A 24,179-nucleotide genomic window follows, 5' to 3' on the forward strand; every position below is an offset into this window, starting at 1 on the left:
CATCGCGGGTTAGGCGGGGCAAGGGCGGAAGCCGGCGAAGCCGGGCGCGCGATCAGCGCGACCCTTGCGGCGCCGCACGCGTATGCGGCACCAGCCCTTACCCGATCTTCATTTGTTTCTATTTCCCATTTTCTTCACCCAAGACACGGGGGCCAGAGCGCCGCCAAACGCTATGGGCCAATCGATGGCCCAGGCCGAGCTGTCGCTGTTGAGTTATCGTCAGGATCGGGCCATCGGGAAGGAAACACCTTCACGCGCGCACCGCTCCCCGTATCAGGAGATGGAAGGTCCGAGCGCTGGCCGATCAGGATCGTTGAATCCGTGCGCGACAGGAAATGGGCACCGTTCACCCCTGCGACCGTCAAGTCTTCGACATGGCCGGGCTCCAGCGTCGCGACGTAGCAATCGTTCCACGGATATTTCGCCGAGTTGAGAAAGGCGATGGCCGGTGTGAGCGCAGCGACGCGGTGCGGGTTGCTGATCTCATCGAGCATGCGCCGCATCGGCCCGATATCGCGATCCTCATGCGCGGCGATGCTCGCCTGGACCATGCGCTCGCGGGAGACCACACGAAATTCAAAGCTATGGCCTGCGCTTTCGGCTAGCTCCTGCATGAAGATTCGCTGCGTTCGTCCGTTTCCCTCGCGGAACGGGTGTATTGAATTTGCCTCTGCCAGCACGCTGGCGGCGCGCGCAGCGAACTCAGCGCGTGGCAAACCTCTCAAGTAGTCCGCATCGCGAAGCTTAGCAGCGAGAGCGTCTAAGCCATCGCTTATCTGCGGGCCAACGGCGAAAGGTTTGCTACCAGGCCGATACAGCAATGGCTCCGACGCGATCGTGCCGTCCGACAGACGTACCTGCTCGTCTCGTGTGCGGCCGGCCCACTCGTAGACATCCTGGAAGAGATGACGATGGATGGCCTTCAGATGTGCCGCGTCGAAGGTGCGGGCGATGCGGGGTTCAAACGCATGCTCGATCTGCCTCGCCTTGACGAAATCGACCTCGATCTCTTCAAGTTCCGAATGCGATGTGGCGCCGAGCTTGTTCTTAACCGTCTCACCGTCAGGAAGGGTGTAGTTCGGCACGGACCGTCACCGCAGCCCGTGCCGCTCCTTCAGGAGACCGATCACATCGCCAATCTCCAGCTCGCCCTGGACATAGCGATCGAAGATCGCCTCGCTTTCGGGAGAGGAGAACTGGCCTTCAAGACGCGCGTTCGCCGCGGCCTGCGACACTGCCTCGCGCCGCCGGTCGATCTCAGCGGGCGACAGCTTGGCCTGGATGGGTTTTACGAAATCGTCCATGGCGTTTTATACTCCTTTTCGACCAAAAATGCCAGTTTCCTGGCCTAAAACAGGGTTGTTTTCGGGGGTTCCAGAGGTGGAGGGTTTTCCGGGCGAACCTGCCGATCAACCTCCTCTCTATGGTCCCCGCAGGCCCAGAGCATGATCCCAGGGCGGGTAAGCGGTGGCCCGAAGCCAAAAGGGGGGTATTTCGCGCCGCAAACAACGCATCGGCGCTGCTCATATTCCGCGACGGAGCCGGACGCCGGTTTGGTCGGCTCTGGCGGGCCATCGGAGAAAAGGCGCGAAGTCATCTGGCTACCGATACAGCGCGGTACGCCGGTCGGGATAGCGCCGGATGGTCATGCCAACCCTCGACACGGTTCACCTCCGGGATGTCCTCCAGGAAAACGGACGGCGTCGCAGGCCCGCGCCGGAAACTGGCGTGGGAGATGGTGACGCGCTTCATGCCCCGGGTCACGCCAACATAGGCGAGACGGCGCTCCTCGTCGTGGTCGCCATAGAGCGGCGGGAACAAGCCATTTTCCCAAGCAACCAGGAAGACATGCGGGAATTCAAGGCCTTTCGCTCGGTGCAGCGTCATCAGCTTGACGGTGTTCGTTGCATCCTCGCCAGGACCGCTGGACGAGAGGGCGGTGTGATCCAGTAGCTCGCGCGGGGTGTGGAAATTGCCGGCGAGCTGAATGAGTTCCTGCACGTTATCGAGCCGTCCTTCCGTGGTCTCGGCTTGGCTCTCGCGCAGCATCTTGCGATAGCCCGTGTGGTCCAAGGCCAGCGAAAGCAGATCAGCAACCGTCGCGCCTATCTGGCGGCCGACATTGCGAAGGGCATCAGCGAACAGCAGCCCGGCCGCGCGTGCCTTGGGCGGCAACTGCGCGGTGTCGAGCGCCTGCAGAAGCGAGACCCGGCGCCATGCCGCTTCCTCTTCCAGCACCGCCATGGTCTTCGGCCCGAAGCCGCGTGCCGGCGTGTTGATGATGCGACGGAAGCTCTCGTCCCCCTGTCGATCGTCGGGGGCGATGACCAGGCGCAAAAGCGCCAAAGAGTCCTTGATTTCCGAGCGGTGGTAGAACCCCACATCACCGACGATGGTATAGGGCACACGGCCGCGCATCAGGGCCTCTTCCAGCAGGCGGCTGAGCGCGTTGCTGCGGTAAAGGATGGCGAACTCGTCCCAGCCCTTACCCTCCGCGTGATGTCGAGCGATCTCGCGGGTGACTTCGGCGGCCTCGCTCTCGCCGCTGTTGAACCGCACGATTTCCAGCGGCGTGCCGTTGCTTTTGCGGGTGAACAGGGTTTTGCCGAGACGATGGTGGTCGCGGCCAATGATGCCGTTCGCGGCGGCCAGGATGTGACCCGTGCTGCGGAAATTCTCCTCGAGGCGAATCTGCGCGGCACCTGGAAAATCCCGCGTAAAGCGGCGGATATATTTGATGTCGGCTCCACGCCATCCGAAGATGGACTGGTCATCGTCGCCGACCGCGAAGATCTCCTTGTGCCCGGCGCTGAGCAGCCGGAGCCAGGTATATTGGGCGCGATTCACGTCCTGGTATTCGTCGGAAAGGATTCGATCGAAGCGTCCCGCCCAACGCTCGCGATAGGTTCGGTCTTGCATCATCGCGCGCACCGGCCAGAGCAGGAGATCGCCGAAATCGGCGGCGTTCGCGTCCTGCAGGATGCGCTGATATTCGATATAGACCCGCGCGCAATTTCGTAGCGTGTTGGGATCAACCGGAAATCCGTCATGGTCAGCGCCGGCGATCGAAGCTTCGGCCAAGGCCGGCGCATCCTTGGGGATGACCAGTTCGTCCTTCCATTTCGAGATCCGGTTGCAAACGGTCTTGATCGGGTCTCGGCCACCGCCACCCTCTTCGTCGCTGCCGGCGAGGTTCATCGCTTTCATCACCCGCTTGACCATCCGGCGCGTATCGTCGGCATCCAAGATGTCGAAGCCGGGTCGAAGGTCCGCGACTTCGGGTTCGATGCGGAGCTGACGCGCGCCGAGCCCGTGGAACGTGCCGGCCCATCTCGGCGCCATGGCCTCGCCCAGAACGAGCTTGATACGCCCCGTCATCTCAGCGGCGGCCTTGTTGGTGAACGTCACCGTGAGGATGCGCGCGGGCTCGATCTTGAGATTTGCGATCCGGTGAGCAACGGCCGCGGTGAGCGTCTTGGTCTTACCCGTGCCGGCGCCGGCGATGACCAGCGTCGGACCGGGCTGAACGGCGGCGGCGTGTTGTTGCGGTGTGAGGTCGTCGAGAATGCTGGGCATGTTAGGCAAGCTCCGCGTTGCGCGCGAGATCGGGGATCCCGGCCATGTCTGATGTCAGAAGAAGGAGGGCATCGAGGAACCGCTCGGCCGCGTAGCTGGCCGGCCAAGGTTCCCAAGGTGCGAAACCGACCGTTCCAGGGAGTGGGTCTTCTGCGACGGGTTCTATTGTGATTCTCAAATCGTCGCGGATCGACGCCCGCGACCAGCCGACGACGTGGACGGCTTCGCTTGCGGCGGCCAGGTGGTCGGCCGCTTTATGCGCGCGGTAGGCGTCCTCGTCCCAGGCAGGCAGTCGGTAGCGGATGTCCACCGCGGTCTGATGGAGGGCCACGAGCCGCTGATAGCCATCGCCGAGATGCGGCTTCAGCGGTGTGATCGGGTCGTAGCCGCCGAGCAAGGCCTCGGTGGCGTCGTGCAGCAGCTCGCGGCGGGCTTCAGCATGCGTGAGGCGGCGTTTTGCGGCGTTTTGCCGAAGCTCCAACACCGTGAGGCTATGCTGGGCGACGGAGAGCGGATGATCCCATGCCGAATAGCCCGACCAGCGATAGGTCCGCGAGAGGCCGATGGCGAGGTCGCGATCGGTCCAAGCGTGCGGATCCGGGGCCAACAGGTTGAGGCGGTTGCCGGAAGGGAGAAGAACCCAAGCGCGTTGCGTGGTCATGCTCCCCTCCCCCGCTTCAGAACATCGTTCCAATCGAGATCATCGGGTGGTCGCAGCCGCCTGAAGGCGACGCCGGCGGCCTGGGCGATTCCGGCATGGCGCTCGGCAAACCTGTCGCCCGCGCGATTGGCGTCGGCCGCGCTCTCGACAATGCTACCGGGGCGCTGGCTGAGGTCGGCGCAGATCGCCTCGAGCGCGGCAAGCGTGCCAGGTCCCATCCCGCCGCCGGTCGCAACGTAAAAACTGTCGGTCCGCTTGCCTTCAAGAGCGGCAACGCTGAGCGCGTCGATCGGCGCCTCGGCGATGACAAGTCTCGTGATCGGCGCCGCGCCAAATTGGAAGCGAAAGAGCTTCTTACGTCCGCCCGTCAGGGAGCCCTTAAAGTCCGGCCCACGGATCTCGACATGGGTGACTTCGGCCCGTTCGCGGTGGGCGAACCAAGCACTGCTATAGGCGCCGTCCCGAATGATGTCCTGCTCGCCCGCGGCATAGAGAACATCGGCCGGAAGACCACGCGCTTCCAACAGGTAGCGCCAAGCATGGCTGCCGGGGCGAAGCCGTGGCCGCTTTTCCCATCGAACAGGGACGGGTTGATCAGCGGCCCGCTTCCCTTTCCTTGTCCGTTCGGCAGGGATGTATCGCGGAGTAATGCCGACGAACCGCCGAAGAACCTTGCGAACATGTCCAAAGTTGAGATTGGGCTCTAGGTGCTGAACGAGTTTGAAAACGTCGCCCTGCGCGGTTGACAAAGGATCAAACCATCCCCGCCCGTCGTGGATGATAATCAAGACCTCGTCTTCGGCTCTACGATATTTTAGGGCTCGGCGCGTGCTCTCTGCTTTGTCGAGGCGCCAAGGTTGGCCCATGTTTTCGAGGACAGCTGCGCAGTTTACCTGGGCGCGGAATAGGTCAAGCTCGGCATCTTCATTCATGGCTCTTCGCTCCGGATTTCGGGGAGATCGTCTTTCCGGGCGGCTTCTTGCTTGCCCTTCAATCCGATCCTTTCGAAGCCCGGCGACCGCGAAGCCTGCGGGGGACAAGGGCGCTGCCATCGGCGGCGGCCGCAAAGCGGCTTCCCTTGTGGCCCGCTTGGCGCGAGCGGTAGCGGCCCCTTCCTCTAATTCCATTTCCATCCCAGCATCCTGCCGACCCGCTTTGCGAATGGCGTGTCGGGCGGCCCCTCCGGTCAGCCGCGATATCCGCACTCGGACAGATGACTCCGGTACGCTTCATCGAGCACGCCGCGGCCCTCGGCGAGCTGCGCCAGATTGAGGTCGCCGCCGTAATTCACTTCGAGGCAGACCGGCCCGCGATCGGTCAGCGCGATATCCCAGGATTGCGTGCGAATGCCTGGAAAGACGCAGGCGGCTTTCGTCACCAGATTCCGCAGGCTGATCCAATCGGGGAGCGCGGTTCCGACCAGCGCGGCGCCGGTGTCCGGGTGCGTCGTACATACGGTCAGATCGGCGCCGACACCTCGCACCACTCGCTTTATCTGGCCAGTCATCGTGTCCAGGGCGGCCACCATATTGCCTGGCCGCCAGTAGTTGTCGGCCGGGTTCGCGCCCGTGGCGATCTTCGCGAGTGCACGATGAATCACCGGCCGATCCGGACGGACCAGCACGAGGACGCGCATGGACCACAGGCGGGGCCCGAAATTCTCCGCCAGCCTGGGATGTGGGTTCATGCGGCGCTGCAGGACGTAGCCATTCCGGCCCCTCATCTGCTCGGCGGCTTGCGTGGGAGAGATGGTCTCGCCACCGAGGAGGACCAGTTGACCGCTGTCTGGATCGAAGCGGTCGATCGAGAGCACATTGAGGCTGTATTTGCCTGCCGCCGGCTTTGCGAAGAGCGGGTAAATCGTGGGATTTCGGAGCCAAGCCGCGAGTTCTTCGGCGCCGGACAGCGCCAGGGCCTGGGGGAGCCAGCGCATCGACTGCGTGACCGCCAGGGTCTCAGGGACCGGCAGCCCGGCGCCGTTCATGATCGTTTGAAACAGGATTTTGTCGGCGGCGGTTTGATACCAGTGACGATCATTGCAAGCGAGGTGCATCAGATGCTGCGCCTTCTTGCCAACGAATGCCCGTTTGTCCTCCAGGCTGAGGCTTCGCTCCCAAAGCCGGTAATAGAGATATTCCGGGACACTGAGCTTACCGGCGCCGCGCATGAGGCGGACCGCCTCGATGAGCAATGCGATGCCCGGCCGCCCATCGCGCATCGCCATCATGGTGTTTTTGTTGATGTCGAGGCTCGGGGTTCCCTGGAGCGCGGGCAGCATGCCCATCTCCGAGACGGTTGCGATCTGATTCATCGGGCATGTGCTCCTTTACCAATGCCAGGGCCGGTTGCTGCCGGCATGGCCTCGGTAGCCCGTGATTCTGCGAACGGCGCGTCCCGCGAGTGCGGTTCCCATTCGCAAAGCGGCTTGTCAGCGTCGATCCATGACACCATTGCGCAAATCACCGCTCGCCTGGGCGTTCGCGCCGGCTCTACTGCTCGTGCTCTGTGGCGGTTATCTCAAAATGAGCGAGCGACCTCAGAGAGGGCTGCCGGAAAAGGCCATCACCGTGACGAACGGCCGCGGTGCCGTGGTCCGCTTCGTCGTGGAGATGGCGGTGACACCTTCGGAGCGAGAGAAAGGGTTGATGTTCCGCCGATCGCTCGCGGCGAATTCAGGCATGCTCTTTATGTTCCCGAAGGCCGAAGTCGTTGATTTTTGGATGAAGGACACGATCCTGCCGCTCGACATGATCTTCATCAGAGCGAATGGGGTGGTTGACTCCATCGCTCGCGATCAACCGGCATTCAGTCTTGCCAATACGTTCAGCGCTGGCCCCGTGATTGCTGCGCTCGAAATACCAGCGGGAAGTTCAGACCGGCTCGGCCTGAAGGCTGGAGAAAAAGTGACGGGGTTTGGGAGCCGATTACCGCCCCTGTGATCTCTACCGGTGGCCCGAGCACGACGCGCCCCTGGACTCTGCGGCGGGAGTGTTCCTAATGTGTTCTCATTCGCCTAGTCTATTGGACCCACCCATGTTGCTCATCGCCGAGCCTGCTTCCCGCGTCACGATACCCTTTTTCCTCGATAGGTTGCCGGCAGGATTTCCGTCGCCGGCGGCCGACTACATCGAGGGCCGCCTTGATCTCAACGAGCATCTCATCGCTCGGCCCGCCGCGACCTTCATCGTGCAAATCTCTGGCGACAGCCTGATCGGAGCCGGTGTCTATGATGGTGATCTGGCGATTGTGGACCGTTCGGTGCAGGCCGAACGTGGCGACCTTGTCGTGGCGGCTATCGACGGAGCTTTGACCGCCAAATTCCTACAATGGGACGGCCCGCGCATCGCCCCTTCCAACGTACGGTTGGTGGGTGCCAACCCTGATTTTCCGGTTTTCCGCATCGCGGACCTGCAGACGCTCGAAATTTGGGGGGTAGTGACATCAACGATCCGCCAGCGTCGGCGCTGATACATGCCGGCTCTGGCGTTGATCGACATGAACAACTTCTATGTTTCTTGCGAACGGGTTTTTAGACCGGATTTAGAGGGGCGCGCGGTCATTGTCCTCTCCAACAATGACGGCTGCGCGATTGCTCGATCGCAGGAGGCCAAAGACCTCGGCATCAAGATGGGTGACCCTTGGTTCAAAATTCGTGACGCCTATCGGCGCGCTGGTGGCGTCGGTCTATCGAGCAACTACGCCTTGTATGGTGACATGTCCGCTCGGATCGGCGATGTGCTCGCCCAGTTCTCGCCCGACATCGAAACCTACTCGATCGACGAAAGCTTCGTTAGCCTGGAAGCTGTGCCGCCGCAGAGCCGCTTTCAACTCGCTAAGGATATGGCTACCACAGTACGGCGGTGGATTGGCATTTCATGTTGCGTTGGAATTGGGCCGACCAAGACTTTAGCCAAGCTGGCCAATTTCACGGCCAAAAAACGGTTGCTCGATAACAACGGCGTCGCCGATCTGATGGACGAAGAACGCCGTGCCCGTGCGATGGCAGTGATTCCTGTCGGCGAGATTTGGGGGATCGGCCGAGCTTCCGCCACGAAGCTCAACGCGCTCGGGGTCGAGACGGCCGCTGATCTGCTGCGCGTCGATCGCCGACTTGTGCGCAATGTGCTTACTGTCGTCGGCGAGCGCATTGTCGCGGAGTTGGCCGGTGAGTCCTGCGTCGATTTGGATTTGGAGCCGCCGCCCCAAAAAGGGTGTGCGGTTACGCGCTCGTTTGGTCGGTCGATCTGCGAATGGACTGAGATGGAAGAAGCCCTGGCGTTCTATGCGGCTCGGGCGGGCGAAAAACTACGCCGCCAGAACCGTGCCGCGTCCGTCATGCAGGTGTTTATGCACACAAACCGGTTCAACGGAGACCCGCCTTATTCCAACGCGGCCACCGCCCGCTTGCCGGAAGCCACCACGGACACCCGGGATTTGATCGCGATGGCACTCGTACTCGGTCGCCGTATATGGCGCCCGGGTTATCGCTTCGCCAAGGCGGGTGTGATCCTGGATGAGCTGGTTGATGCGAGCGCCGTGCAGCGCTCATTCCTGGTCGATCCGGACCGGCGGGGAAAATCAGCTCCGTTGATGGCGGTGATTGATGACATCAACAACCGCATGGGTAACGGCACCTTGACCCTGGCGGCGACCGGAATCTGCCGGCATTGGAAGATGCAGGCCGGCATGCGGACCTCTCGCTATACCACCCGATGGGACGAGCTAGCGCGAGTGCGGTAGCTCGAAGGCGGGAAGGACACGATTTTTGTGAAACGGGAGCGGGCTTGGCCTTCCGGCCCAGGACAAAGTGGTGCCAGCCCCCTCCCCTGTGATGGTTAGCTGATGCCGCCTCAGCGGAATGGCATCTAAAGTCCACACATCGGGCAGGCGAGTGGCAGTGGCAGCGCTGCCACCACTGTAAGCCTACTAATGGAGTGGAGAAGTCTCATCTGGCCACATTTTGTGGGTGGCAATCGGCCCTATCCGCGGGACTGGCATCTAAAGTCCACGATGAATGTGCGTCAGGAGGAAAATTGTCCTCCTGCGGGTTCGAGGCCGACGCCAAAGTCCACACCTGATGGTCTTTCGGCATCTAAAGTCCACGGCCCTTGATCGACTCGGGCCAGCCCCTTCACCAAACAGATTAGAATAGGGCGCTAACTAGCTGTTTTTCCGTCTTTGGGTTAGCCCCGACTCGTCTAGCCCGTGGACTTTGGATTTTTTGCGAACCGCAAGAGGGCCGAAAATAGAAATCGGCGAGGGAGACGCGTGACTCGCATCACAAAGCTCTGCGACTCGTGGACTTTAGATGATGAGAGGGATCGAGGCGGCTTCTATGGCGGCTAGATGCAGTCAGTAGCCGATCGTCGAATGGCCCTTCAACAGCCCCTGCTGGGAGTGCGGGCACTCTCTTAGGGTTCAGCTGACTATATTCGCCTAAACAGTCCTCAGCGGGCCAATGTAATCGGCATGAGACCTAGGAGGTCACCAAGCGGAAGTTGGCAGAACGGGGGAGCGTCTTTGGAACAGGGCTGTCTGATGGATGTAAAATCAGCCCTTGCTCCTGAACTTCTACCTTGGCCTCTGGGTAGACAGCCAAAGCGAGTGTCAGAGGATCTTTGATGTTGCTTACAAAGGCCTTCTGGGTGCTGCAGCCGGCTCCAAACTGCTGGTAGAGGCTTTTCCAGGAAACTGGAGTAGCGCGTGGCAGAACGTGAAGTCGGTAGGACAAGAAAACATATAGGTCGAGCGCGGTGCTCTTTCCGGCAAGTTGCTTAATTGCGGACTCACGTAAGGGAAGAGGATGCTCCTTAAGCGATTCGAAGAACGCATCGTCGAGTTCGACCGTATCTTGGAAAGGATCCCGCCCATCTAGGTCGTTACCATCAACAAAGACGGCGTTCTTGACGAACGATCCCTTATTAACCAGCGTATCGCGTCCACGTTTGTTGAAAAACGTGAGGCGACACATGCTGATTCGTCTGGACTGATCGCGGACCAGGGTGAATGTTTTCCCGCCCGGCGTGACCCCCATTCGCTTCAGAAAGGCTCTCATAGAGGAGCCTAGCTCTACGACGCGACTGTTATTCCTCACGGCTTCGGTCGAGAGGTGGATCAAGATCAAGCGGGCAATTGAGCCGTAGGGGATACCGTAGGGCTGTTTGTCGGTTCCGTAGCCGGATTCCACATGTAGCGTTACCTCGCCGGAGGCCCCCCCAGTACGCTGCCAGATAACTTCCTTCGTGTTTCGATGTGGTAACGCCGTTAATGCAAAGCCAGAGTGAAGCAGGTTCATCTCGAAACGCTCGTCCGACATCACCGCGGCCGCCGCGTCGAGGCACTGGCGTTCGAGCTTGGTGCCTGCAAACACTTTCGCGCCGTCAGCACCGTAATCCAGGAGTAGTTGATGAACCTGAGCCAACCCTTCTTCCTCGTGAGCCATCTTGTTCCTATCCACAAGCACGGTCTTCGCCTGGGATGCAAGGTGGACTTTAGATGCCAGGCTATTTGAAGAATATTAGAAGTAACTATTAGTATGCGGTCTAAAGTCCACGGGAAAACCGCTATCGACTCGGGTTTGCGTTTCTAAAGTCCACAAACCCGTCCTTCAGAGTCCACGGTAAGGCCTGTGGATAACTCAAGTTTTCGAAGCGAGGCATCCAAAGTCCACTGGCACTCTGTGGATAACTTTGCTGTTGGAAACGCCTTCGTCAATCGGTTTTTGCGACTCGGGCGCCGCTGCCCGTGGTGGCGCGGCATTGGGTATGAAGAAAGTCTGACCCGTCGTTCCGTGAGCTGTTGACGATTCAATTCACGCAACATGCTTCGATCGGTCGATTCGCAGCATGGCAACGTAATTCGGTTCGGTCGCCAACCTATTGGGTGAGCCTAACCTCGTGTTGTTCCGAGGCGCGCTGCTCGGGCTGTGGCCGCGGAACGCGCGCCGTTTTTGCGACGGTATGGCTCCAGGGACGCCGACCTTCTGCTTGAAATCGCCGTCAAGATTCTCGCCGCTGCCCCCTCCCCTTCCGGATCGCCTTGCAAATTCCAGCTTAGATGGTTACAAGTCTGGTTACAAGTAACGAACCATAGGAACAACCGCTCATGATCACAATTGTGATGGCCAACCAGAAAGGAGGCGTCGGAAAGACCACTTTGACCGGCCATCTTGCCGTCCAGGCGCAGGCGGTTGGCGATGGACCAACGGCTGTCATCGATATGGACCCTCAGGGAAACCTCGCAGAGTGGGTAAATGCCCGCCAAGCCGAAACACCGATCTTTCTCGATCCAAGCCAGCTTGGCGGCCTGGCGGCGGCCCTCAAAAAGGCTGCTGAGAGCGGCGTCGGTGTCGTGCTGATCGACACCCCTCCCTCTAAAAGCCCCCTGCTCGAAGAGGTGTTAAAACACGCCGACTTGGTCGTCTTGCCCATACAAGCAAGTCCGCACGATCTTCGTGCCGTCGGCCCGACCATCCAGCTCGTGCAGCAGGCAAATCGCCGGATGATCTTTGTCCTGAACCGGGTCAAGGAACGGGCCAAGCTGACAAACCAAGCAATTATGGCGCTGAGCCAACATGGCACGATCGCCCCAATAATGGTGATTGATCGCACCGACTTTGCAAGCTCGATGGTTGACCAAACCATTATGGAAGTGGCGCCGGGATCGAAGGGCGCGATCGAGATCGAGAAACTCTGGGCCTACGTGAAGGAAAAGGCATCGTTGAATGGCTAACAAGACCCCTCTCAGCCCCAACCTGGTCGCGCTCGGTGTTCCTCGTGGGCAGGCGAAATCCGAGCAGCATCTGCCGGGCGCGCTAGCAGAGCCAGCAGAAGAAGCGCCACCATTGCTCCCCTCCCTCCCCTCCCCACCCGTCCACGAGCCTGAAAACGCGCAAGCCGTGGTTGAATCAGAAGAAGAAGCCGCGCCGCTTCCGGCGGTGAAAGCCACGCGGCAAGCGCCGCGTCAATCCACCCAAGAACCGCGGAAGGAACACCCAAAGGTGGCATCAAGCTCGGTCAGCAAGTTCGCCCGCAAGCAAACGGCGGAGGCGCGATCGGGCATAACAATCAGGGTTCGTGTAAGCGCTGCTGAAAGGCTGGACAACTTGGCGAAACGTACGGGGATCAGCAAGCAAGACCTTCTGGATCAAGCAATCCAAGAAATGTTGGACGCAGCGGACCAGGAAGGCAACCTGACCGCTCCCCTAACATAGCACCATGCATGTAACGCACCATGTAACCAAGATTGTAACCAGGCATACAGACATAAGGCCAGCAATGCCGAGATGGTCAGTCCGTCGCAAGCGTTGACGCAGTGTTGGCAGCATTGGTGGTCATCACAAAGGAGGAAAGCGTCGACGTCCTGACCATTGCCGGGAGCCATGAAAAACTCGGGGACAGCCCGCCGGTAAGCTTTGTATAATTCGGGCGGTCCGGAAACGACATCGGTCCGGAGCATTTCTCTGGAAACACGATGACCAACGTTGAGACGAACGAGCGGAGAGGGGCAGGGACCCTCGCAATTTTGTTACGTCTGGCAATGGCCGCCTTTATTTGCCTTGTGGTGGTTTGCGTACCCCGCATTCGCGGTGATGGAGGCTCTTGGGAGGCGGTCCTAACGGCGGTGCCCTTGCTCTTGGCGGCGTTGCTGCCGGAAATGTCGTCCGGCTTCTGGCGGATGGGTTTTCGGCCTTTGGGCGCCGACGATCTCCTACCCGATAGTCAGGCGACTTGTGAGACCCGGCGCCTGCTGGGATTAGAGGACACTGCGTAACGGGTGACGCTCAAACAGATCACCGAACTCCAGGTATTCCCCGAGGACGTCGAAGCTCTTATGCCGCCCCATCCGCTTAAGGTCGGCCGGATGAACGTGGTTCTCCATGCCGGTCGTAATCGCGCCGCGCTTCAGGCTATGGCCGCCGAAGCTGCCGGGGTTGAATCCCGCGGCGAAAGCGCGGGCCTTGATCATGTTGGCGATGGCCTGGGTCGTCAGCGCATCATGGCCGATTTGGGGTAGGGCAGGGGGCTCGCCGGCTCCGCTGGCTTTCGGCAGCCAGATGCGCCGGAAGACAGGACCATCGGCGATCGACGCGGCCTCCAGCCACCGCTCCAGCGCCCGCACCGGGCACAAGCCCGTCTTGCCGAAGGGCAGGGGGACCGCCACGGCCTCCGTCTGCGATCCCTTGGTCTGGGGCAGCAACAGCCGGATGCCCTTTTCAGTTCGCTCGACGTGGCGCATCTGGATCGCCGCCAGCTCGGAGCGGCGTAGCGCGCCGGCGAAACCCACCAGGATCAGCGCACGGTCCCGTAGCCCGCGCAGGTCCTCCGGAATCGGCGCCAGAAACTGCTCGATGATGCCGGCCGTGGCCGCCGCCTTCTTCCGCGGCAACTCGCCCTTTCCCGCTGCATCCCGCCGAATGCCCGCGATGGTCTCAGAGACGCAGGCGTCGTCGGTCGGGACGGGACAGCCTGCCACCCGGTGCAGATAGCGGATGCCGGCGCGCCGCAGATCGAGGGTGTTGGCCTTCAGGCCCCGCAGCCGCTCGCTCGCCAGAAACGCGGCCACATCCTGGCTGGTGGCGGGGAGGGGAGGGAGGTTGCGCTTGGCGCACCAGTCACACCAGGCCGCGACGGCGGACCGATAGGCCCGCCTCGTATTGTCGGCCTTGGCGAGCCGTTGGAAGGCGTTCGCGGCGTCCCGCTCAGCGGCAAGCGAACCGTCTGCGGTGGGGAGGCTGACCTCGGAGACCGCATCGAACCATTTGCGGATACGGCCGGGTTCGGCGCCGATCGGCGCGGGCAGCCCGGCGAGTTCTGCTACGGCCGGCAGCTCGGCCAAAGCACCATCGATGTCAGCGGTCACGGGTATTGTCTCGGCTGCATTTCGCAGGGCGAGGGCAGGGGCCTTGGGCGCGTGCCGGCCGTCAGGCATGGTGGGGCGCAGACGGCGCGCCGAGCTGGGGGCGCCAGTCCTTGACCAGCCGCTCGAACGCCTCCCCGAGGCCGTAGGCGTCGGGGTAGCTCTGCCGCAGAGCGATCAGGCTGAGGACGCTCAGGATATCGTCGGCGATCGTCCGATCGACCATCCAGAGGTCGCGGAAGTCGAACCGGCCGCAATCGTCGGCATTCCACCAGGCGAGCAGGAAATCGGCAACCCGGCGGGCCTGGCCGGTATCGCTCTGGGCGATGGCGATGAGGCGGTTGAGGGCGGCGAGCGGCGGGTCGATATCGAGAACGGTCATGATTTGCGGGCCTCCGGAAGCGAATCTGGCGGCCGAACCCGCCCATCATGCCTGCTTTCGTACGCTAAGAGGCTACTTTCGACAAGACAGATTATCGAAAGTAGGGTCCGCAGGAAGGCGGGGGAGGGGCTTCCAGAAATTAATAGCGGTCTTTTGACCCTAACTATGGATTACGGTAAGCTAGCGTTTAATGAACTGGTTTTACGTAGGTTTTGGGGATGACGGTTCGCGCGATTTCGACCATGAGACAAATTCATGCCGCCCTGCTAAGATCCGTCTCGAGGAAGGGATTCATCGCGTGCAGCAGATCGTCATCGACGCCCCGGCGGGGCAGCTCTCGGCCGAACTTACACGCCGCGGCATTGCCGCGGACGCCAAGGTGCACGTCGTTGTCGAATTGCTCGAGGACGAGTCCCTGCCGATGGCGGCATTGGCCGAAGCCGGCCGAGCGCACGACTGGCTGGCCGACGAGCCGGACCTCTACAGCGACGCCGACCTGGTCGAACGCGCAAGCTGAGTGTTCGCGTTCGGCAGCATCGTCCTCACCCGCTTCCCCTTCACCGATCTCTCCGGGGATAAGCGGCGCCCCGCCCTCGTGGTGTCGCGCGACAACGACCGCCGGACCGATCTCGTGGTCTGCTTCATCACCTCGGTGCCGCGCACCGGCCCTGACCTCGCCCCCCTCGACGCGATCGCGGGCACGGGTCTCAAAGTCTCATCGGTCGTACGCTTCGACAAACTCGCCACACTCGACCGCTCGGTTATCGCCGGCAAACTCGGCGAGGCGCCGGCCGAATGGCTCGCCACCCATCGGCAAACCTTCCTGGGCGTCTTCGGGTTTAACACGCTCTAACGCGGGCCGCCCGGTGCCGCATTGTCCAAATGCGTGCATGACCCCGGGTCCCCTTGCCACTTACGGCAGGCATCAATGACCGGCGACAACCCTCTTGCGGGGTTGATGACGCTAGGCGGTGATCGGGTTGGGGTCGTTCATGCGCTGGCCGAAGCCTCGGCCGCGATCGCCCGTCTTGACCAGGCCTTGACCAGTCACCCGCTCCGCCAGGCCGTCCTCCACCGATCGCGTCTTGAGGCCGTCCGTCGGCAGGCGGCCGTCGATGGTCAACTGATCGATCCTTGGCACCTGGCGGCCACGCTTGAGGGCCTGCGGCTGCGGATGGACCCCTATCTTCGCATCATCGATCGCGGCCAGATCATCGATGCCGCGCGGGCGGCGCTCGAACTGCATCAATGGATCGTCGAGCCCGATTTCGATCAGGAAGGCGAGGTGCAGCGCGCAGAGGCGATCCTCGCGGACCAACCGGCCACCCTTCCCCCGCTGCTCGCGGCCGCCCAGGGCTTTCGGGTATGGATCGACAGTGGCGGCATGCGCGCGCCACTCCGCTCCGCCGTCATTCGCTACTGGCGCAAGCGCAACCTTCTCCGAATGCCCATGCCGCTGACCGGCGCGGCTGCGCTCCGCGCCGAGCAATCATGGGAGCCCGGAGACTGGACGCCGGCGTTCCTGAAAGCGCTCGCGACCGAGGCGGCGGATGGTCTCGATCTTCTCTATACGTTGGAGCGCGCCTGGTTCGAGGCCCGGCATGGGATTGCCGGACGGCGCAAGCACTCACGCGCCGGCATGGCGATCGACGTGCTGGCCGCGGTGCCGGTTCTGTCGGCGACCTCGCTGGCCGGGATTCTCGGCATCGCGGTGAAGAACGCCCTCCGCATCCTCGACGAGCTGGTGGCGGCCGAAATCGCCATCGAAGTGACCCATCGCTCGAAGCGCCGGTTGTTCGGGCTGAAGGGGCTTGCCCCCCTGCGCGACGTGATCCGCCCGCCCTACCGTCCTGACCCTGAGCGCGGCCGGGGACGCCCACGGCTCGAAACCGAGGATGATCTGTCAGAGCCTGTGCCGCTGCTGCCGCTGCCGCCTTTGACGCCCATTGAGCGCCGTTCCTTCGACTATACGGCGCTTGAGGAGGCCATGGCCCATCTTGACGCCGTGGTTCGGCGCACACGTCACGTCCTTACCCGCAGAGGGCCGGACTTGTTGTCCGCGTCGGAGACGCGACCGATTGAATCTCAGGCCGACATCCTCGGTGAGGAGGACGACACTATCATGACCCAGCAGGCAATATCGCGTTGACCTTGATCGCCACGCTGAAAGACGCTATATAGCGTCAGTCCATGTGGACATAGAAGTCAGGTTACGAGCTATGAACCTCCAACATCTCTCCGACAACGGTTTTTTCGCGCCGCAGAAGATAGCCAGGGAGCTTAAGACGACGAGCGAGGATGTCGCTCATTCGGCGGGCCTAGGACGGGATGCTGTTCAGCGGAAGGAGCGGGTCCGCTCGGACAAGACGCAGCGTCGGCTTCGAGAAATGGTCGAGACCCTGAACAAAGTGGAGCCCCGCTTCGGCTCGATGCTGATGGCCTACGCGTGGTATCGCTCGGAGCCGTTGCCTGGTTTTTCCGGTCAGACGGCGATGCAGCTCGTGTTGAATGGGCAGGCCGATGATGTGCTCGAATATATCGACGCGGTTGACGCCGGTGTCCACGCGTAGCCGTGGCGCGTTCGTATAGCGGCAAGCTCTATCGCGCGCTCAATCCGATCTACGCCAGAGAGCCGCTATCTGGAGAGGGCGCTCGGCGCTACGGGGGCCGGTTCAATCCGAAGGGGACGCCAGCCCTGTATTGCTCCCTGTCGATCATGACGGCCGTGCGAGAGGCAAACCAGGTGGGCACGCTGCAACCCACGACGCTGGTTGCGTATGAAGCCGAGCTTGAGAGCATCTTCGACGCCACAGATGAGGCGGCCCTGCGAGACGAAGGGATGGACGCTGCAGCTGTCGCGGCTTCGACTTGGCGCGACGAGATGAGGGCAATGGGGGAAGCGCGAACCCAGATTTTTGCACGCTCGCTGATCGAGAGGGGATACAGCGCCCTGCTTGTTCGAAGCTTCGCGCCGGGCGCCTCGCGGCGGGATCTCAACATGGTGCTCTGGCGGTGGGGAAACGCACTGCCCGCGCGGCTCACGCTGATCGACGACGAGGGCCGCTTGGCGACCTAAGCCTGCCGTAGTCATGTTGCCGTAATTGATGAGACGCCACGGCCAGAAAAACCAAGGACATCCGATTGCCGCATGAGACGCGAAATTCCCGTCATCTTGATAATCTGCCCAACCATAGTGCCGTAAACATAAGAAATTCAGGCCTTAACGTGACTGCAAGATCAAAGAGACCACTGCCGACTTCTTCGAAAGGTAATCGGGATATTTCAATACGTTGAGATCCAAAGGGCAGCGCAGAGTCTCGCCTATTGCGGCAATATTGAGAAAATGCTGCGTGGCGTTTTCTCATCTTAAACAGCAGCGTTCTCGCGAACGAACTCTTTTCTCACCTACTGCGGCCACATGACAATCGCGAACAGGATCGGCGTTGCTATTCCAGTGTCGTGAAGCAAACCCGTTACGCTTTGCAGAAGATCGCTGAGAATTTCGAACTGCTAGGGAAGATTTTGACATAGGGTCCCCCCCTATGGTACATATCAACGGATGGCCCACACTATCCGTGAGAAGCAGAAGCTGCTGAGCCGCGTGCGCCGGATGAGGGGCCAAGTCGAGGCGATCGAGCGCGCCCTCGAAAGCGAGGCTGGCTGCGAGCAGGTCCTTCATCTAATCGCGGGTGTGCGCGGCGCGATGGCCGGTCTCATGGCGGAAGTGGTCGAGGACCACGTTCGAAGCCATCTGGTCGATGCTGAGAAACATCCGGGGGCGCTCAACGCAGAAGCTGCGGAGCAACTCATGGATGTCATTCGAACCTACCTGAAATAGGAGGCCGCGGTGAGCGAAGCCGACGGGCTCACGCCTCCCTCAGGTCATAGCCACGTGTATTTGGGCGAAGGCCACGAACGTGCCGAACGGCGGAGCTGGGCAGTCATCTGGCTCTGCAGTGCGATGATGTTCCTGGAGATTGTCGGCGGCGTCCTGTTCGGCTCGATCGCCCTCGTCGCAGATGGCCTGCACATGTCCACACACGCGAGTGCCCTGTTGTTGGCGGCGCTTGCCTACAGCTACGCCCGTAGGCACGCGCATGACCCCCGCTTCACTTTCGGAACAGGGAAGCTCGGTGATCTCGCCGGGTTTACCAGTGCCATCGCGCTGGCGATGATCGCGCTGTTGATCGGCTACGAGGCCGTCTCCCGCCTGTTCGCCCCCGTCCCGATCCACTTTGGGGAAGCGATCCCGATCGCCGTTCTTGGCTTGCTGGTCAACATCGGGTCCGTATGGCTGTTGAGCGGCGGGGAGCACCATCATCATGGGCATGGCCACAGTCACGCGCGTAGCCACACACAACAGGACGATGAGAGCGAACACCGCGTCGAGAGCAGCGTTGGCCCATTGACGCTGTCGATTTTCGAGGATGGCGTGCCGCCGCGCTTTCGGCTCCGCGGCGTCGAGGGGGACTTGGCAGAGACGTTGATCATCGACACCCTTCGAACTGATGGCGCACGCCAGAATTTCGCCATGGCCGTGCAAGACGGTTACCTGGAATCGGTCGATGAGGTTCCCGAGCCGCATGCCTTCGCGGTACATATCCGCCTTCACGAAGGCGAAGTTCATGCCGTCACGTTTGAGGAACATGCGCACGCCGATCACAAGGCCGCTCGCGACAACAACCTGCGGGCCGCGATCATTCATGTGACCGCGGATGCGACGGTCTCGGTCCTGACAATCGTCGGGTTGTTGCTGGCTCGGGCGTTCGGCTGGCTGTGGATGGACCCAGTTGCCGGTGTCGTCGGCGCCCTCGTCATAGCCGCTTGGGCCTACAACCTCGTCCGGGACACCGGCGCAATCCTGTTGGACATGACCCCTGACCAAAGCCTGGCAGCGACATTGCGGCAAGCAATCGAGGTTGACGGTGACCGCTTGTCTGACCTGCACCTCTGGCGGCTCGGGCCCGGGCATCTCGGCGCCATCGTGGCGGTCACCACGGCGAAGCCGCGTGGGGCGGAGTTCTATCATGCCCGCCTGTCCCGCTTTCCGGCGCTGTCCCATCTTACGGTGGAAGTGCAACGGTCTGCCTGAAAGGCGGCATGGCCAGCATCTCGCGATCATGAATTGATACAACGTATCACATAGACTAGGATCACCTTCACGCAGGTGGCCGCCCCGGCCGCCATAGTTTGGAGAGTGCCATGTCCGCGACGGTTCAGACGCCAACGACCCGGCCGCAGATTCCTGTGACCGTCCTGACCGGCTATCTCGGCGCCGGCAAGACGACGCTGCTCAACCGCTTGCTCACCGAGGAGCACGGAAAGCGGTACGCCGTAATCGTCAATGAGTTCGGTGAAATCGGCATCGACAACGAGTTGGTGGTCGATGCCGACGAAGAAGTGTTCGAGATGAACAATGGCTGCATCTGCTGCACCGTGCGCGGCGACCTAATCCGTATCATCGGCAACTTGCTCAAGCGCAAAGGCACGTTTGACGCCATTCTGATTGAGACCACCGGCCTCGCCGATCCCGCACCCGTCGCGCAGACCTTCTTTGTCGACGAAGAAGTTCGCGCAGTCGCCAAGCTCGATTCGATTGTCACCGTGGTCGATGCCAAGAACGTCGTGGCGCGGCTCAACGACAGCCACGAGGCGGCCGAGCAGATCGCCTTCGCGGATGTCATCCTTCTCAACAAGGCGGATCTCGTTCCCGCTGCAGAGTTGGTGGCCCTGGAGACGCGGCTGCGCACAATCAACCCGACCGCCATCATCCACCGTACCGAACGCTGCATGATTTCGCCGACGGAGATCCTCGACCGACGGGCTTTTGACCTGGACCGCATCTTAGCCATCGAACCCGACTTCCTCGGTGAGGACGCTCATGAACACGACGATGCCGTCACCAGTGTGGCGCTGCGCGAGACCCAGCCAATCGACGTGAACCGGTTCAACCAGTGGATTGGAACGTTGCTTCGCGAGAAAGGCCTCTCGATCCTGCGCTCGAAGGGCATCCTCGACCTGAAGGGCAGTCCCAACCGCTTCATCTTCCAGGGCGTCCACATGCTGATGGAAGGCGACGATGGCAAGCCTTGGGGCCAAGACGAGGCGCGGGATTCCAAGCTGGTCTTCATTGGCCGGGATCTCGACGCGGTTGAGCTGAAGGCTGGGTTCGCGGCCTGCGTGGCCTGACGGGCCCAGGCAATGTCGCTCGCCGAGACTGGCGTTCTAACCCCACCTGGCATCGAGACAGTGGTCGATGCCGGGATCACAGGTGCTGTTTTCTCGCAATCCGGTCTGCTGGCGGTCTCACTGGGCGACGGGGGCGTTCAGCTTATCGACCCGGCCGGCGGTGTTCAGACCGTACCAGCGCATGACGGCGCAGTCCTGTGCCTGGTGCTCGACATTGACGGGCGAAGCTTTCTCACCGGTGGGGATGACGGACGGCTAGTCCGGACGACAGAGGACGCCGGCACCTCGGAAATAATGCGCACGCCGGGGCGGCAGATCGATGTGGTGGCGGTTTCTCGTTTGGGGAAGGCGCGAGCGGTTGCGGTCGGTCGGGAGGTGCGGCTTATCGACGGAAGCGGAAATGTTCGGGCATCTTCGTCCGATCACCCGAGTACGGTCTCTGCACTGGCCTTCAATCCTAAAGGCAAGCGCCTGGCCGCCGCGCATTATGGCGGCGTGACCTTGTGGTGGTCCGCGACGCTCGGACAGACCCCAAGCCGGCTGACGTGGCGCGGCTCGCATATCGGCGTGTCTTGGAGCCCGGACGGTACGCACGTGATGACGGCGATGCAGGAACGCGAACTGCACGGTTGGCGCGTCGCTGACGGGAGCGATCTCGCGATGCGGGGCTATGCGGCCAAGGCTCGCTCGGTGGACTGGCTGGCCAAGCCGCCAACCCTCGTTACATCGGGAGCCGATTGCGTCGTGGCCTGGCCGTTCTCCGGGTCCGGACCACAGGGAAAACCGCCGATCGAAGTCGGCCAGGGTATCGGCCAGCTGGTTACGCAGGTAGCCATCCATCCCGTTCGCCCCCTGGTGGCCGCCGGCTTCGATGACGGCCGCGTGGCGATTTGCGAATTGACCGCCGATCGCGAGAGCAGGGCCATTCGGGTCCGCGCCGCCGATGGTAGCAAGGTATCGGCCCTGGCATGGTCGCAGGATGGTGCGCGTTTGGCGGCGGGAACCGATAGCGGTGCGCTTTCGATCTTCGATTTGACGAAGGCTTCGTCCCAATAGCGAAGACGCATCCGAAAACCGCCTTTGAGAGGCTGCACGCGAAGCCGCGGTGCGCTATGATCGGAACGGTGGACGATGAGGAGACTGATTTGCCAGGCGGGCGGGACCGGATGCATGAGCTTGAAAAGGCCCAGACGATCTGCCGCGCACGGGGCGGGCGTCTCACGCCGCAGCGCCGGATTGTTTTGGCGAAGCTATTGGCGGCAAGCCGGCCGTTGACCGCTTACGAGTTGCTCGACCTCGTTCGGCCGGAAGATTCCGCGATTACACCCGCGAGCATCTATCGCAGCTTGGACTTCCTGCTTGAGGCGGGCCTGGTGCATCGGCTGGACAGTACAAAATCCTTCGTGGCGTGCGAGCATCCCGACCATCCGCACGCCGGGCAGTTTCTGATTTGCCGCGCATGCGGCACGGTGGTCGAGGCCGAGGATAAACGAATAGACCGCGCAGCCGCGGATCTGGGCGAACGGCACGGCTTCATGCTGGAGCAACGCAGCGTGGAACTGACTGGGGTGTGTGGTCCTTGCCGGGCGGGTGACGCGGACGCGTCCAGATCTGGTTTAACGCCCGGTTCCTGACCGGACCGCTTGCGCGGCCCGGTCGATCGGAAATGTCAGCCGTGGCAGGTGCAGCCGGCGTGTTCACAGCCGGCGCCGCTCGTGTGGTGCTCAGCGCAGGATTCGCCGCAATAGATGCGGCCGTTGCGCTTTACACCCTTCTCCACGCTGACAACGCAAACGCAGTCGCCGCATGCGCACTTAACCTGTTCGATGGTCACGCTCATGGTGTCACTCCTGTTTCGGGGTTGATGTCGTCGTCCAGTTCATGGGGTTCGATAAGGTGCTCGACCATGTTGGTCAGCATCTCCCGCACATGGCAGTCGGGGATGCTGTAGAAAATCTGCTTCCCTCGCCGACCTGCCTTCAAGAGCCGGGCAGCGCGCAGCAAGCGAAGATGGTGGGATACCAGCGACTGGCTGAGCGATAGCCGGGTGGTGATTTCCCCGACGCTGAGAGGCCCGTCGAGGCAGCTGGCCACGATCCCCAACCGATTCGGCTCGCCAAGAAGGCGGAATAGTTCGGCAAGCTCGGTGGTTTGGTCCGCGTTGAGCATCAAAATGTTCCTATGAACACGTATTCATATGTCGCATGTACAAGGCCGCGTCAAGCCTGTCTTGTGTGGGACGGGACTTGATACATTATATCAATTCATGTCAGTGTCCGCGCAGAGCTTGGCAGGACATCGATGATCGCACCCTTCCCCATTTATGCACCCACTGACGCGCATCCTGGCGTCACACGCGGCATCATCGAGCAGGAGCAATGATGAGCGCGGCTCCGGACGAACTCATCCCGATCACCGTGCTCACCGGGTTTCTCGGCGCCGGCAAGACGACGCTGCTGAACGGCCTTCTCAAGCAGATGGAATTCGCAAATACCGCGGTGCTGATCAACGAGTTCGGCGAAATTGGCCTCGACCATCTGCTCGTCGAGCCGCTGCGTGACGAGGTCGTCTTGCTGAACGCGGGCTGCCTGTGCTGCACGGTAAGGGGCGACCTGGTGAAGGCCCTGAGGACCTTGTTCTTCCAAAGGGTCCGAGGTGAGATCCCGCTATTCGCGCGGGTAGTGATCGAGACGACGGGTCTGGCCGATCCTGCACCGATCCTGCACACCTTGATGACCGACCCGATGATCGCAGCGCGCTACCGGCTGGACGGCGTGGTCACGATTGTGGACGCAGCTAACGGCCAAGCCACGTTGGATGCTCAGCCGGAGGCCGTAAAGCAAGCCGCCGTGGCCGACCGGATCGTGCTCACCAAATCGGACTTGGCATCATCAAGGCAAGTCGCCGAACTCTGGGAACGCCTGCGCAGCCTCAATCCCGGCGCACTCATCGTGCCGGCGAAAGATGGCGTGATTGATCCCAAGCTGCTGCTTGACCTCGGCCCCTTTAGGCCGAACGCCAAGATCGACGCCGTGCTCGGCTGGCTGAACGAGGAGGCCTACGCGCAGGATCACGCCCATCGGCATGACGACGACGGCGGGCATCACGGGCATGATCATTCTGCCCACAACGATCCCAACCGGCACGATGCTCGCATCCAGGCTTTCTGCCTGACCTTCGACCACCCGCTGCAATGGAACGGGATCGGCACCTTCTTGCAGATGCTGATTGCAACCCGAGGCGAAAGCCTACTGCGCATCAAGGGCGTCCTAAACCTCGCCGGGCAGGATCGGCCGGTGGTTATCCATGGCGTCCAGCACATCTTCCACGAGCCGGCGCTGCTGCGGGAATGGCCCGGCGGAGACGATCGTCGGTCCCGCTTGATATTTATTACGCGTGATCTCGACCGATCCGTGATCGAGGGCGGCGTTGGTGCTTTCGAGCAAGCAGCCGGATCCGTACTCGCAAAATCATCCTACGCAACAACGACATGAGCGCACGCGCTCAATTTTG

The 24,179-nt window shown here is 61.7% G+C and carries 27 protein-coding genes; 16 read left to right on the forward strand and 11 right to left on the reverse strand.

All coding sequences use genetic code 11. The features are described from left to right. Window positions 1-170 precede the first annotated feature (170 nt). From ACELLULO517_RS22075 to ACELLULO517_RS22100, 6 genes are all read right to left on the reverse strand, one after another. Window positions 171-1,085: a Fic/DOC family protein gene (locus ACELLULO517_RS22075; RefSeq protein WP_227309599.1), complete on the reverse strand. Its 915-nt coding sequence runs from the start codon at window positions 1,083-1,085 to the stop codon at window positions 171-173. Window positions 1,086-1,091: 6 nt separating this feature from the next. After that, the gene (locus ACELLULO517_RS22080) at window positions 1,092-1,304 is read right to left on the reverse strand and encodes an antitoxin VbhA family protein (protein WP_227309600.1); all 213 of its coding nucleotides are present in this window, start codon (window positions 1,302-1,304) and stop codon (window positions 1,092-1,094) included. Between the two features lie 289 nt (window positions 1,305-1,593). After that, window positions 1,594-3,576, reverse strand: a complete 1,983-nt coding sequence (locus ACELLULO517_RS22085; RefSeq protein ID WP_227309601.1) for an ATP-dependent helicase — start codon at window positions 3,574-3,576, stop codon at window positions 1,594-1,596. A 1-nt stretch (window position 3,577) separates the two neighbouring features. Next, window positions 3,578-4,237 carry a hypothetical protein gene (locus ACELLULO517_RS22090; RefSeq protein WP_227309602.1) on the reverse strand — a complete coding sequence of 220 codons (660 nt, stop codon included), beginning with the start codon at window positions 4,235-4,237 and terminating at the stop codon, window positions 3,578-3,580. Next, window positions 4,234-5,169, reverse strand: a complete 936-nt coding sequence (locus tag ACELLULO517_RS22095) for a DUF3991 and toprim domain-containing protein (RefSeq protein ID WP_227309603.1) — start codon at window positions 5,167-5,169, stop codon at window positions 4,234-4,236. Before ACELLULO517_RS22095 ends, ACELLULO517_RS22090 begins: the two co-directional genes overlap by 4 nt. 254 nt (window positions 5,170-5,423) lie before the next feature. Further along, the gene (locus ACELLULO517_RS22100; protein ID WP_227309604.1) at window positions 5,424-6,548 is read right to left on the reverse strand and encodes a sugar-transfer associated ATP-grasp domain-containing protein; all 1,125 of its coding nucleotides are present in this window, start codon (window positions 6,546-6,548) and stop codon (window positions 5,424-5,426) included. A gap of 130 nt (window positions 6,549-6,678) precedes the next feature. On the opposite strand from ACELLULO517_RS22100, the gene ACELLULO517_RS22105 reads away from it, so the two are divergent. The 3 genes from ACELLULO517_RS22105 (at window position 6,679) to ACELLULO517_RS22115 (ending at window position 8,977) form a co-directional block, all read left to right on the forward strand. Beyond that, window positions 6,679-7,176 (forward strand): DUF192 domain-containing protein, encoded by a 498-nt coding sequence (locus ACELLULO517_RS22105; RefSeq protein WP_227309605.1) that lies wholly within the window; start codon window positions 6,679-6,681, stop codon window positions 7,174-7,176. A 94-nt stretch (window positions 7,177-7,270) separates the two neighbouring features. Then, window positions 7,271-7,705 carry a LexA family protein gene (locus ACELLULO517_RS22110; protein ID WP_227309606.1) on the forward strand — a complete coding sequence of 145 codons (435 nt, stop codon included), beginning with the start codon at window positions 7,271-7,273 and terminating at the stop codon, window positions 7,703-7,705. Window positions 7,706-7,708: 3 nt separating this feature from the next. Beyond that, window positions 7,709-8,977, forward strand: coding sequence for a Y-family DNA polymerase (locus tag ACELLULO517_RS22115; RefSeq protein WP_227309607.1), 1,269 nt, complete (start codon window positions 7,709-7,711; stop codon window positions 8,975-8,977). A gap of 736 nt (window positions 8,978-9,713) precedes the next feature. Here ACELLULO517_RS22115 and ACELLULO517_RS22120 read toward each other — a convergent pair. Then, on the reverse strand, window positions 9,714-10,679 hold the full coding sequence (locus tag ACELLULO517_RS22120) for a replication protein RepA (protein ID WP_227309608.1): 966 nt from the start codon (window positions 10,677-10,679) through the stop codon (window positions 9,714-9,716). Between the two features lie 662 nt (window positions 10,680-11,341). On the opposite strand from ACELLULO517_RS22120, the gene ACELLULO517_RS22125 reads away from it, so the two are divergent. Further along, window positions 11,342-11,968 carry a ParA family protein gene (locus tag ACELLULO517_RS22125; protein ID WP_227309609.1) on the forward strand — a complete coding sequence of 209 codons (627 nt, stop codon included), beginning with the start codon at window positions 11,342-11,344 and terminating at the stop codon, window positions 11,966-11,968. Beyond that, a complete protein-coding gene (locus tag ACELLULO517_RS22130; protein ID WP_227309610.1) occupies window positions 11,961-12,449 on the forward strand; it encodes a ribbon-helix-helix domain-containing protein in 489 nt (162 codons plus the stop codon). Before ACELLULO517_RS22125 ends, ACELLULO517_RS22130 begins: the two co-directional genes overlap by 8 nt. Window positions 12,450-12,991: 542 nt before the next feature. On the opposite strand, the gene ACELLULO517_RS22135 is transcribed toward ACELLULO517_RS22130, so the two are convergent. Next, window positions 12,992-14,098, reverse strand: coding sequence for a site-specific integrase (locus ACELLULO517_RS22135; RefSeq protein WP_227309611.1), 1,107 nt, complete (start codon window positions 14,096-14,098; stop codon window positions 12,992-12,994). Between the two features lie 61 nt (window positions 14,099-14,159). Continuing rightward, window positions 14,160-14,477, reverse strand: coding sequence for a DUF7673 family protein (locus tag ACELLULO517_RS22140; RefSeq protein ID WP_227309612.1), 318 nt, complete (start codon window positions 14,475-14,477; stop codon window positions 14,160-14,162). Between the two features lie 298 nt (window positions 14,478-14,775). Between ACELLULO517_RS22140 and ACELLULO517_RS22145 the strand changes: the two genes are divergently transcribed. From ACELLULO517_RS22145 to ACELLULO517_RS22190, 10 genes are all read left to right on the forward strand, one after another. After that, the gene (locus ACELLULO517_RS22145; RefSeq protein ID WP_227309613.1) at window positions 14,776-14,994 is read left to right on the forward strand and encodes a hypothetical protein; all 219 of its coding nucleotides are present in this window, start codon (window positions 14,776-14,778) and stop codon (window positions 14,992-14,994) included. Continuing rightward, window positions 14,995-15,330 carry a type II toxin-antitoxin system PemK/MazF family toxin gene (locus tag ACELLULO517_RS22150; protein ID WP_227309614.1) on the forward strand — a complete coding sequence of 112 codons (336 nt, stop codon included), beginning with the start codon at window positions 14,995-14,997 and terminating at the stop codon, window positions 15,328-15,330. Between the two features lie 75 nt (window positions 15,331-15,405). Further along, complete coding sequence (locus ACELLULO517_RS22155; RefSeq protein WP_227309615.1) at window positions 15,406-16,626, forward strand: hypothetical protein; 1,221 nt, start codon at window positions 15,406-15,408, stop codon at window positions 16,624-16,626. A 70-nt stretch (window positions 16,627-16,696) separates the two neighbouring features. Then, complete coding sequence (locus ACELLULO517_RS22160) at window positions 16,697-17,047, forward strand: MbcA/ParS/Xre antitoxin family protein (RefSeq protein WP_227309616.1); 351 nt, start codon at window positions 16,697-16,699, stop codon at window positions 17,045-17,047. Window positions 17,048-17,049: 2 nt separating this feature from the next. Next, window positions 17,050-17,553 carry an RES family NAD+ phosphorylase gene (locus ACELLULO517_RS22165; RefSeq protein WP_227309617.1) on the forward strand — a complete coding sequence of 168 codons (504 nt, stop codon included), beginning with the start codon at window positions 17,050-17,052 and terminating at the stop codon, window positions 17,551-17,553. 483 nt (window positions 17,554-18,036) lie between these two features. Then, a complete protein-coding gene (locus ACELLULO517_RS22170) occupies window positions 18,037-18,315 on the forward strand; it encodes a metal/formaldehyde-sensitive transcriptional repressor (RefSeq protein WP_227309618.1) in 279 nt (92 codons plus the stop codon). A 9-nt stretch (window positions 18,316-18,324) separates the two neighbouring features. Next, on the forward strand, window positions 18,325-19,569 hold the full coding sequence (gene dmeF / locus ACELLULO517_RS22175; protein WP_227309619.1) for a CDF family Co(II)/Ni(II) efflux transporter DmeF: 1,245 nt from the start codon (window positions 18,325-18,327) through the stop codon (window positions 19,567-19,569). A gap of 110 nt (window positions 19,570-19,679) precedes the next feature. After that, complete coding sequence (locus ACELLULO517_RS22180; RefSeq protein ID WP_227309620.1) at window positions 19,680-20,666, forward strand: CobW family GTP-binding protein; 987 nt, start codon at window positions 19,680-19,682, stop codon at window positions 20,664-20,666. A 12-nt stretch (window positions 20,667-20,678) separates the two neighbouring features. Further along, complete coding sequence (locus tag ACELLULO517_RS22185; RefSeq protein ID WP_227309621.1) at window positions 20,679-21,722, forward strand: WD40 repeat domain-containing protein; 1,044 nt, start codon at window positions 20,679-20,681, stop codon at window positions 21,720-21,722. Between the two features lie 68 nt (window positions 21,723-21,790). Next, a complete protein-coding gene (locus ACELLULO517_RS22190) occupies window positions 21,791-22,300 on the forward strand; it encodes a Fur family transcriptional regulator (RefSeq protein WP_227309622.1) in 510 nt (169 codons plus the stop codon). A 35-nt stretch (window positions 22,301-22,335) separates the two neighbouring features. Here ACELLULO517_RS22190 and ACELLULO517_RS22195 read toward each other — a convergent pair whose 3' ends face one another. Both ACELLULO517_RS22195 and ACELLULO517_RS22200 read right to left on the reverse strand, forming a co-directional pair. Then, a complete protein-coding gene (locus tag ACELLULO517_RS22195; protein WP_227309623.1) occupies window positions 22,336-22,506 on the reverse strand; it encodes a metallothionein in 171 nt (56 codons plus the stop codon). Next, the gene (locus tag ACELLULO517_RS22200) at window positions 22,503-22,835 is read right to left on the reverse strand and encodes an ArsR/SmtB family transcription factor (protein WP_227309624.1); all 333 of its coding nucleotides are present in this window, start codon (window positions 22,833-22,835) and stop codon (window positions 22,503-22,505) included. Before ACELLULO517_RS22200 ends, ACELLULO517_RS22195 begins: the two co-directional genes overlap by 4 nt. A 212-nt stretch (window positions 22,836-23,047) precedes the next feature. On the opposite strand from ACELLULO517_RS22200, the gene ACELLULO517_RS22205 reads away from it, so the two are divergent. Next, a complete protein-coding gene (locus ACELLULO517_RS22205; protein WP_406566285.1) occupies window positions 23,048-24,160 on the forward strand; it encodes a CobW family GTP-binding protein in 1,113 nt (370 codons plus the stop codon). Window positions 24,161-24,179: the final 19 nt, after the last annotated feature.

Origin of the sequence: Acidisoma cellulosilyticum (assembly GCF_020621385.1) — a bacterium.
GTDB classification, from domain to species: Bacteria; Pseudomonadota; Alphaproteobacteria; order Acetobacterales; family Acetobacteraceae; genus Acidisoma; species Acidisoma cellulosilyticum.

What these genes read in the sequence shown, in the direction of transcription:
- ACELLULO517_RS22080 (WP_227309600.1), bottom strand. Translation starts at nt 1,304, where the DNA reads ATGGACGATTTCGTAAAACCCATCCAGGCCAAGCTGTCGCCCGCTGAG.
- ACELLULO517_RS22085 (WP_227309601.1), bottom strand. Translation starts at nt 3,576, where the DNA reads ATGCCCAGCATTCTCGACGACCTCACACCGCAACAACACGCCGCCGCC.
- ACELLULO517_RS22090 (WP_227309602.1), bottom strand. Translation starts at nt 4,237, where the DNA reads ATGACCACGCAACGCGCTTGGGTTCTTCTCCCTTCCGGCAACCGCCTC.
- ACELLULO517_RS22095 (WP_227309603.1), bottom strand. Translation starts at nt 5,169, where the DNA reads ATGAATGAAGATGCCGAGCTTGACCTATTCCGCGCCCAGGTAAACTGC.
- ACELLULO517_RS22100 (WP_227309604.1), bottom strand. Translation starts at nt 6,548, where the DNA reads ATGAATCAGATCGCAACCGTCTCGGAGATGGGCATGCTGCCCGCGCTC.
- ACELLULO517_RS22105 (WP_227309605.1), top strand. Translation starts at nt 6,679, where the DNA reads ATGACACCATTGCGCAAATCACCGCTCGCCTGGGCGTTCGCGCCGGCT.
- ACELLULO517_RS22110 (WP_227309606.1), top strand. Translation starts at nt 7,271, where the DNA reads ATGTTGCTCATCGCCGAGCCTGCTTCCCGCGTCACGATACCCTTTTTC.
- ACELLULO517_RS22115 (WP_227309607.1), top strand. Translation starts at nt 7,709, where the DNA reads ATGCCGGCTCTGGCGTTGATCGACATGAACAACTTCTATGTTTCTTGC.
- ACELLULO517_RS22120 (WP_227309608.1), bottom strand. Translation starts at nt 10,679, where the DNA reads ATGGCTCACGAGGAAGAAGGGTTGGCTCAGGTTCATCAACTACTCCTG.
- ACELLULO517_RS22125 (WP_227309609.1), top strand. Translation starts at nt 11,342, where the DNA reads ATGATCACAATTGTGATGGCCAACCAGAAAGGAGGCGTCGGAAAGACC.
- ACELLULO517_RS22130 (WP_227309610.1), top strand. Translation starts at nt 11,961, where the DNA reads ATGGCTAACAAGACCCCTCTCAGCCCCAACCTGGTCGCGCTCGGTGTT.
- ACELLULO517_RS22140 (WP_227309612.1), bottom strand. Translation starts at nt 14,477, where the DNA reads ATGACCGTTCTCGATATCGACCCGCCGCTCGCCGCCCTCAACCGCCTC.
- ACELLULO517_RS22155 (WP_227309615.1), top strand. Translation starts at nt 15,406, where the DNA reads ATGACCGGCGACAACCCTCTTGCGGGGTTGATGACGCTAGGCGGTGAT.
- ACELLULO517_RS22160 (WP_227309616.1), top strand. Translation starts at nt 16,697, where the DNA reads ATGAACCTCCAACATCTCTCCGACAACGGTTTTTTCGCGCCGCAGAAG.
- ACELLULO517_RS22170 (WP_227309618.1), top strand. Translation starts at nt 18,037, where the DNA reads ATGGCCCACACTATCCGTGAGAAGCAGAAGCTGCTGAGCCGCGTGCGC.
- ACELLULO517_RS22180 (WP_227309620.1), top strand. Translation starts at nt 19,680, where the DNA reads ATGTCCGCGACGGTTCAGACGCCAACGACCCGGCCGCAGATTCCTGTG.
- ACELLULO517_RS22185 (WP_227309621.1), top strand. Translation starts at nt 20,679, where the DNA reads ATGTCGCTCGCCGAGACTGGCGTTCTAACCCCACCTGGCATCGAGACA.
- ACELLULO517_RS22195 (WP_227309623.1), bottom strand. Translation starts at nt 22,506, where the DNA reads ATGAGCGTGACCATCGAACAGGTTAAGTGCGCATGCGGCGACTGCGTT.
- ACELLULO517_RS22200 (WP_227309624.1), bottom strand. Translation starts at nt 22,835, where the DNA reads ATGCTCAACGCGGACCAAACCACCGAGCTTGCCGAACTATTCCGCCTT.
- ACELLULO517_RS22205 (WP_406566285.1), top strand. Translation starts at nt 23,048, where the DNA reads ATGAGCGCGGCTCCGGACGAACTCATCCCGATCACCGTGCTCACCGGG.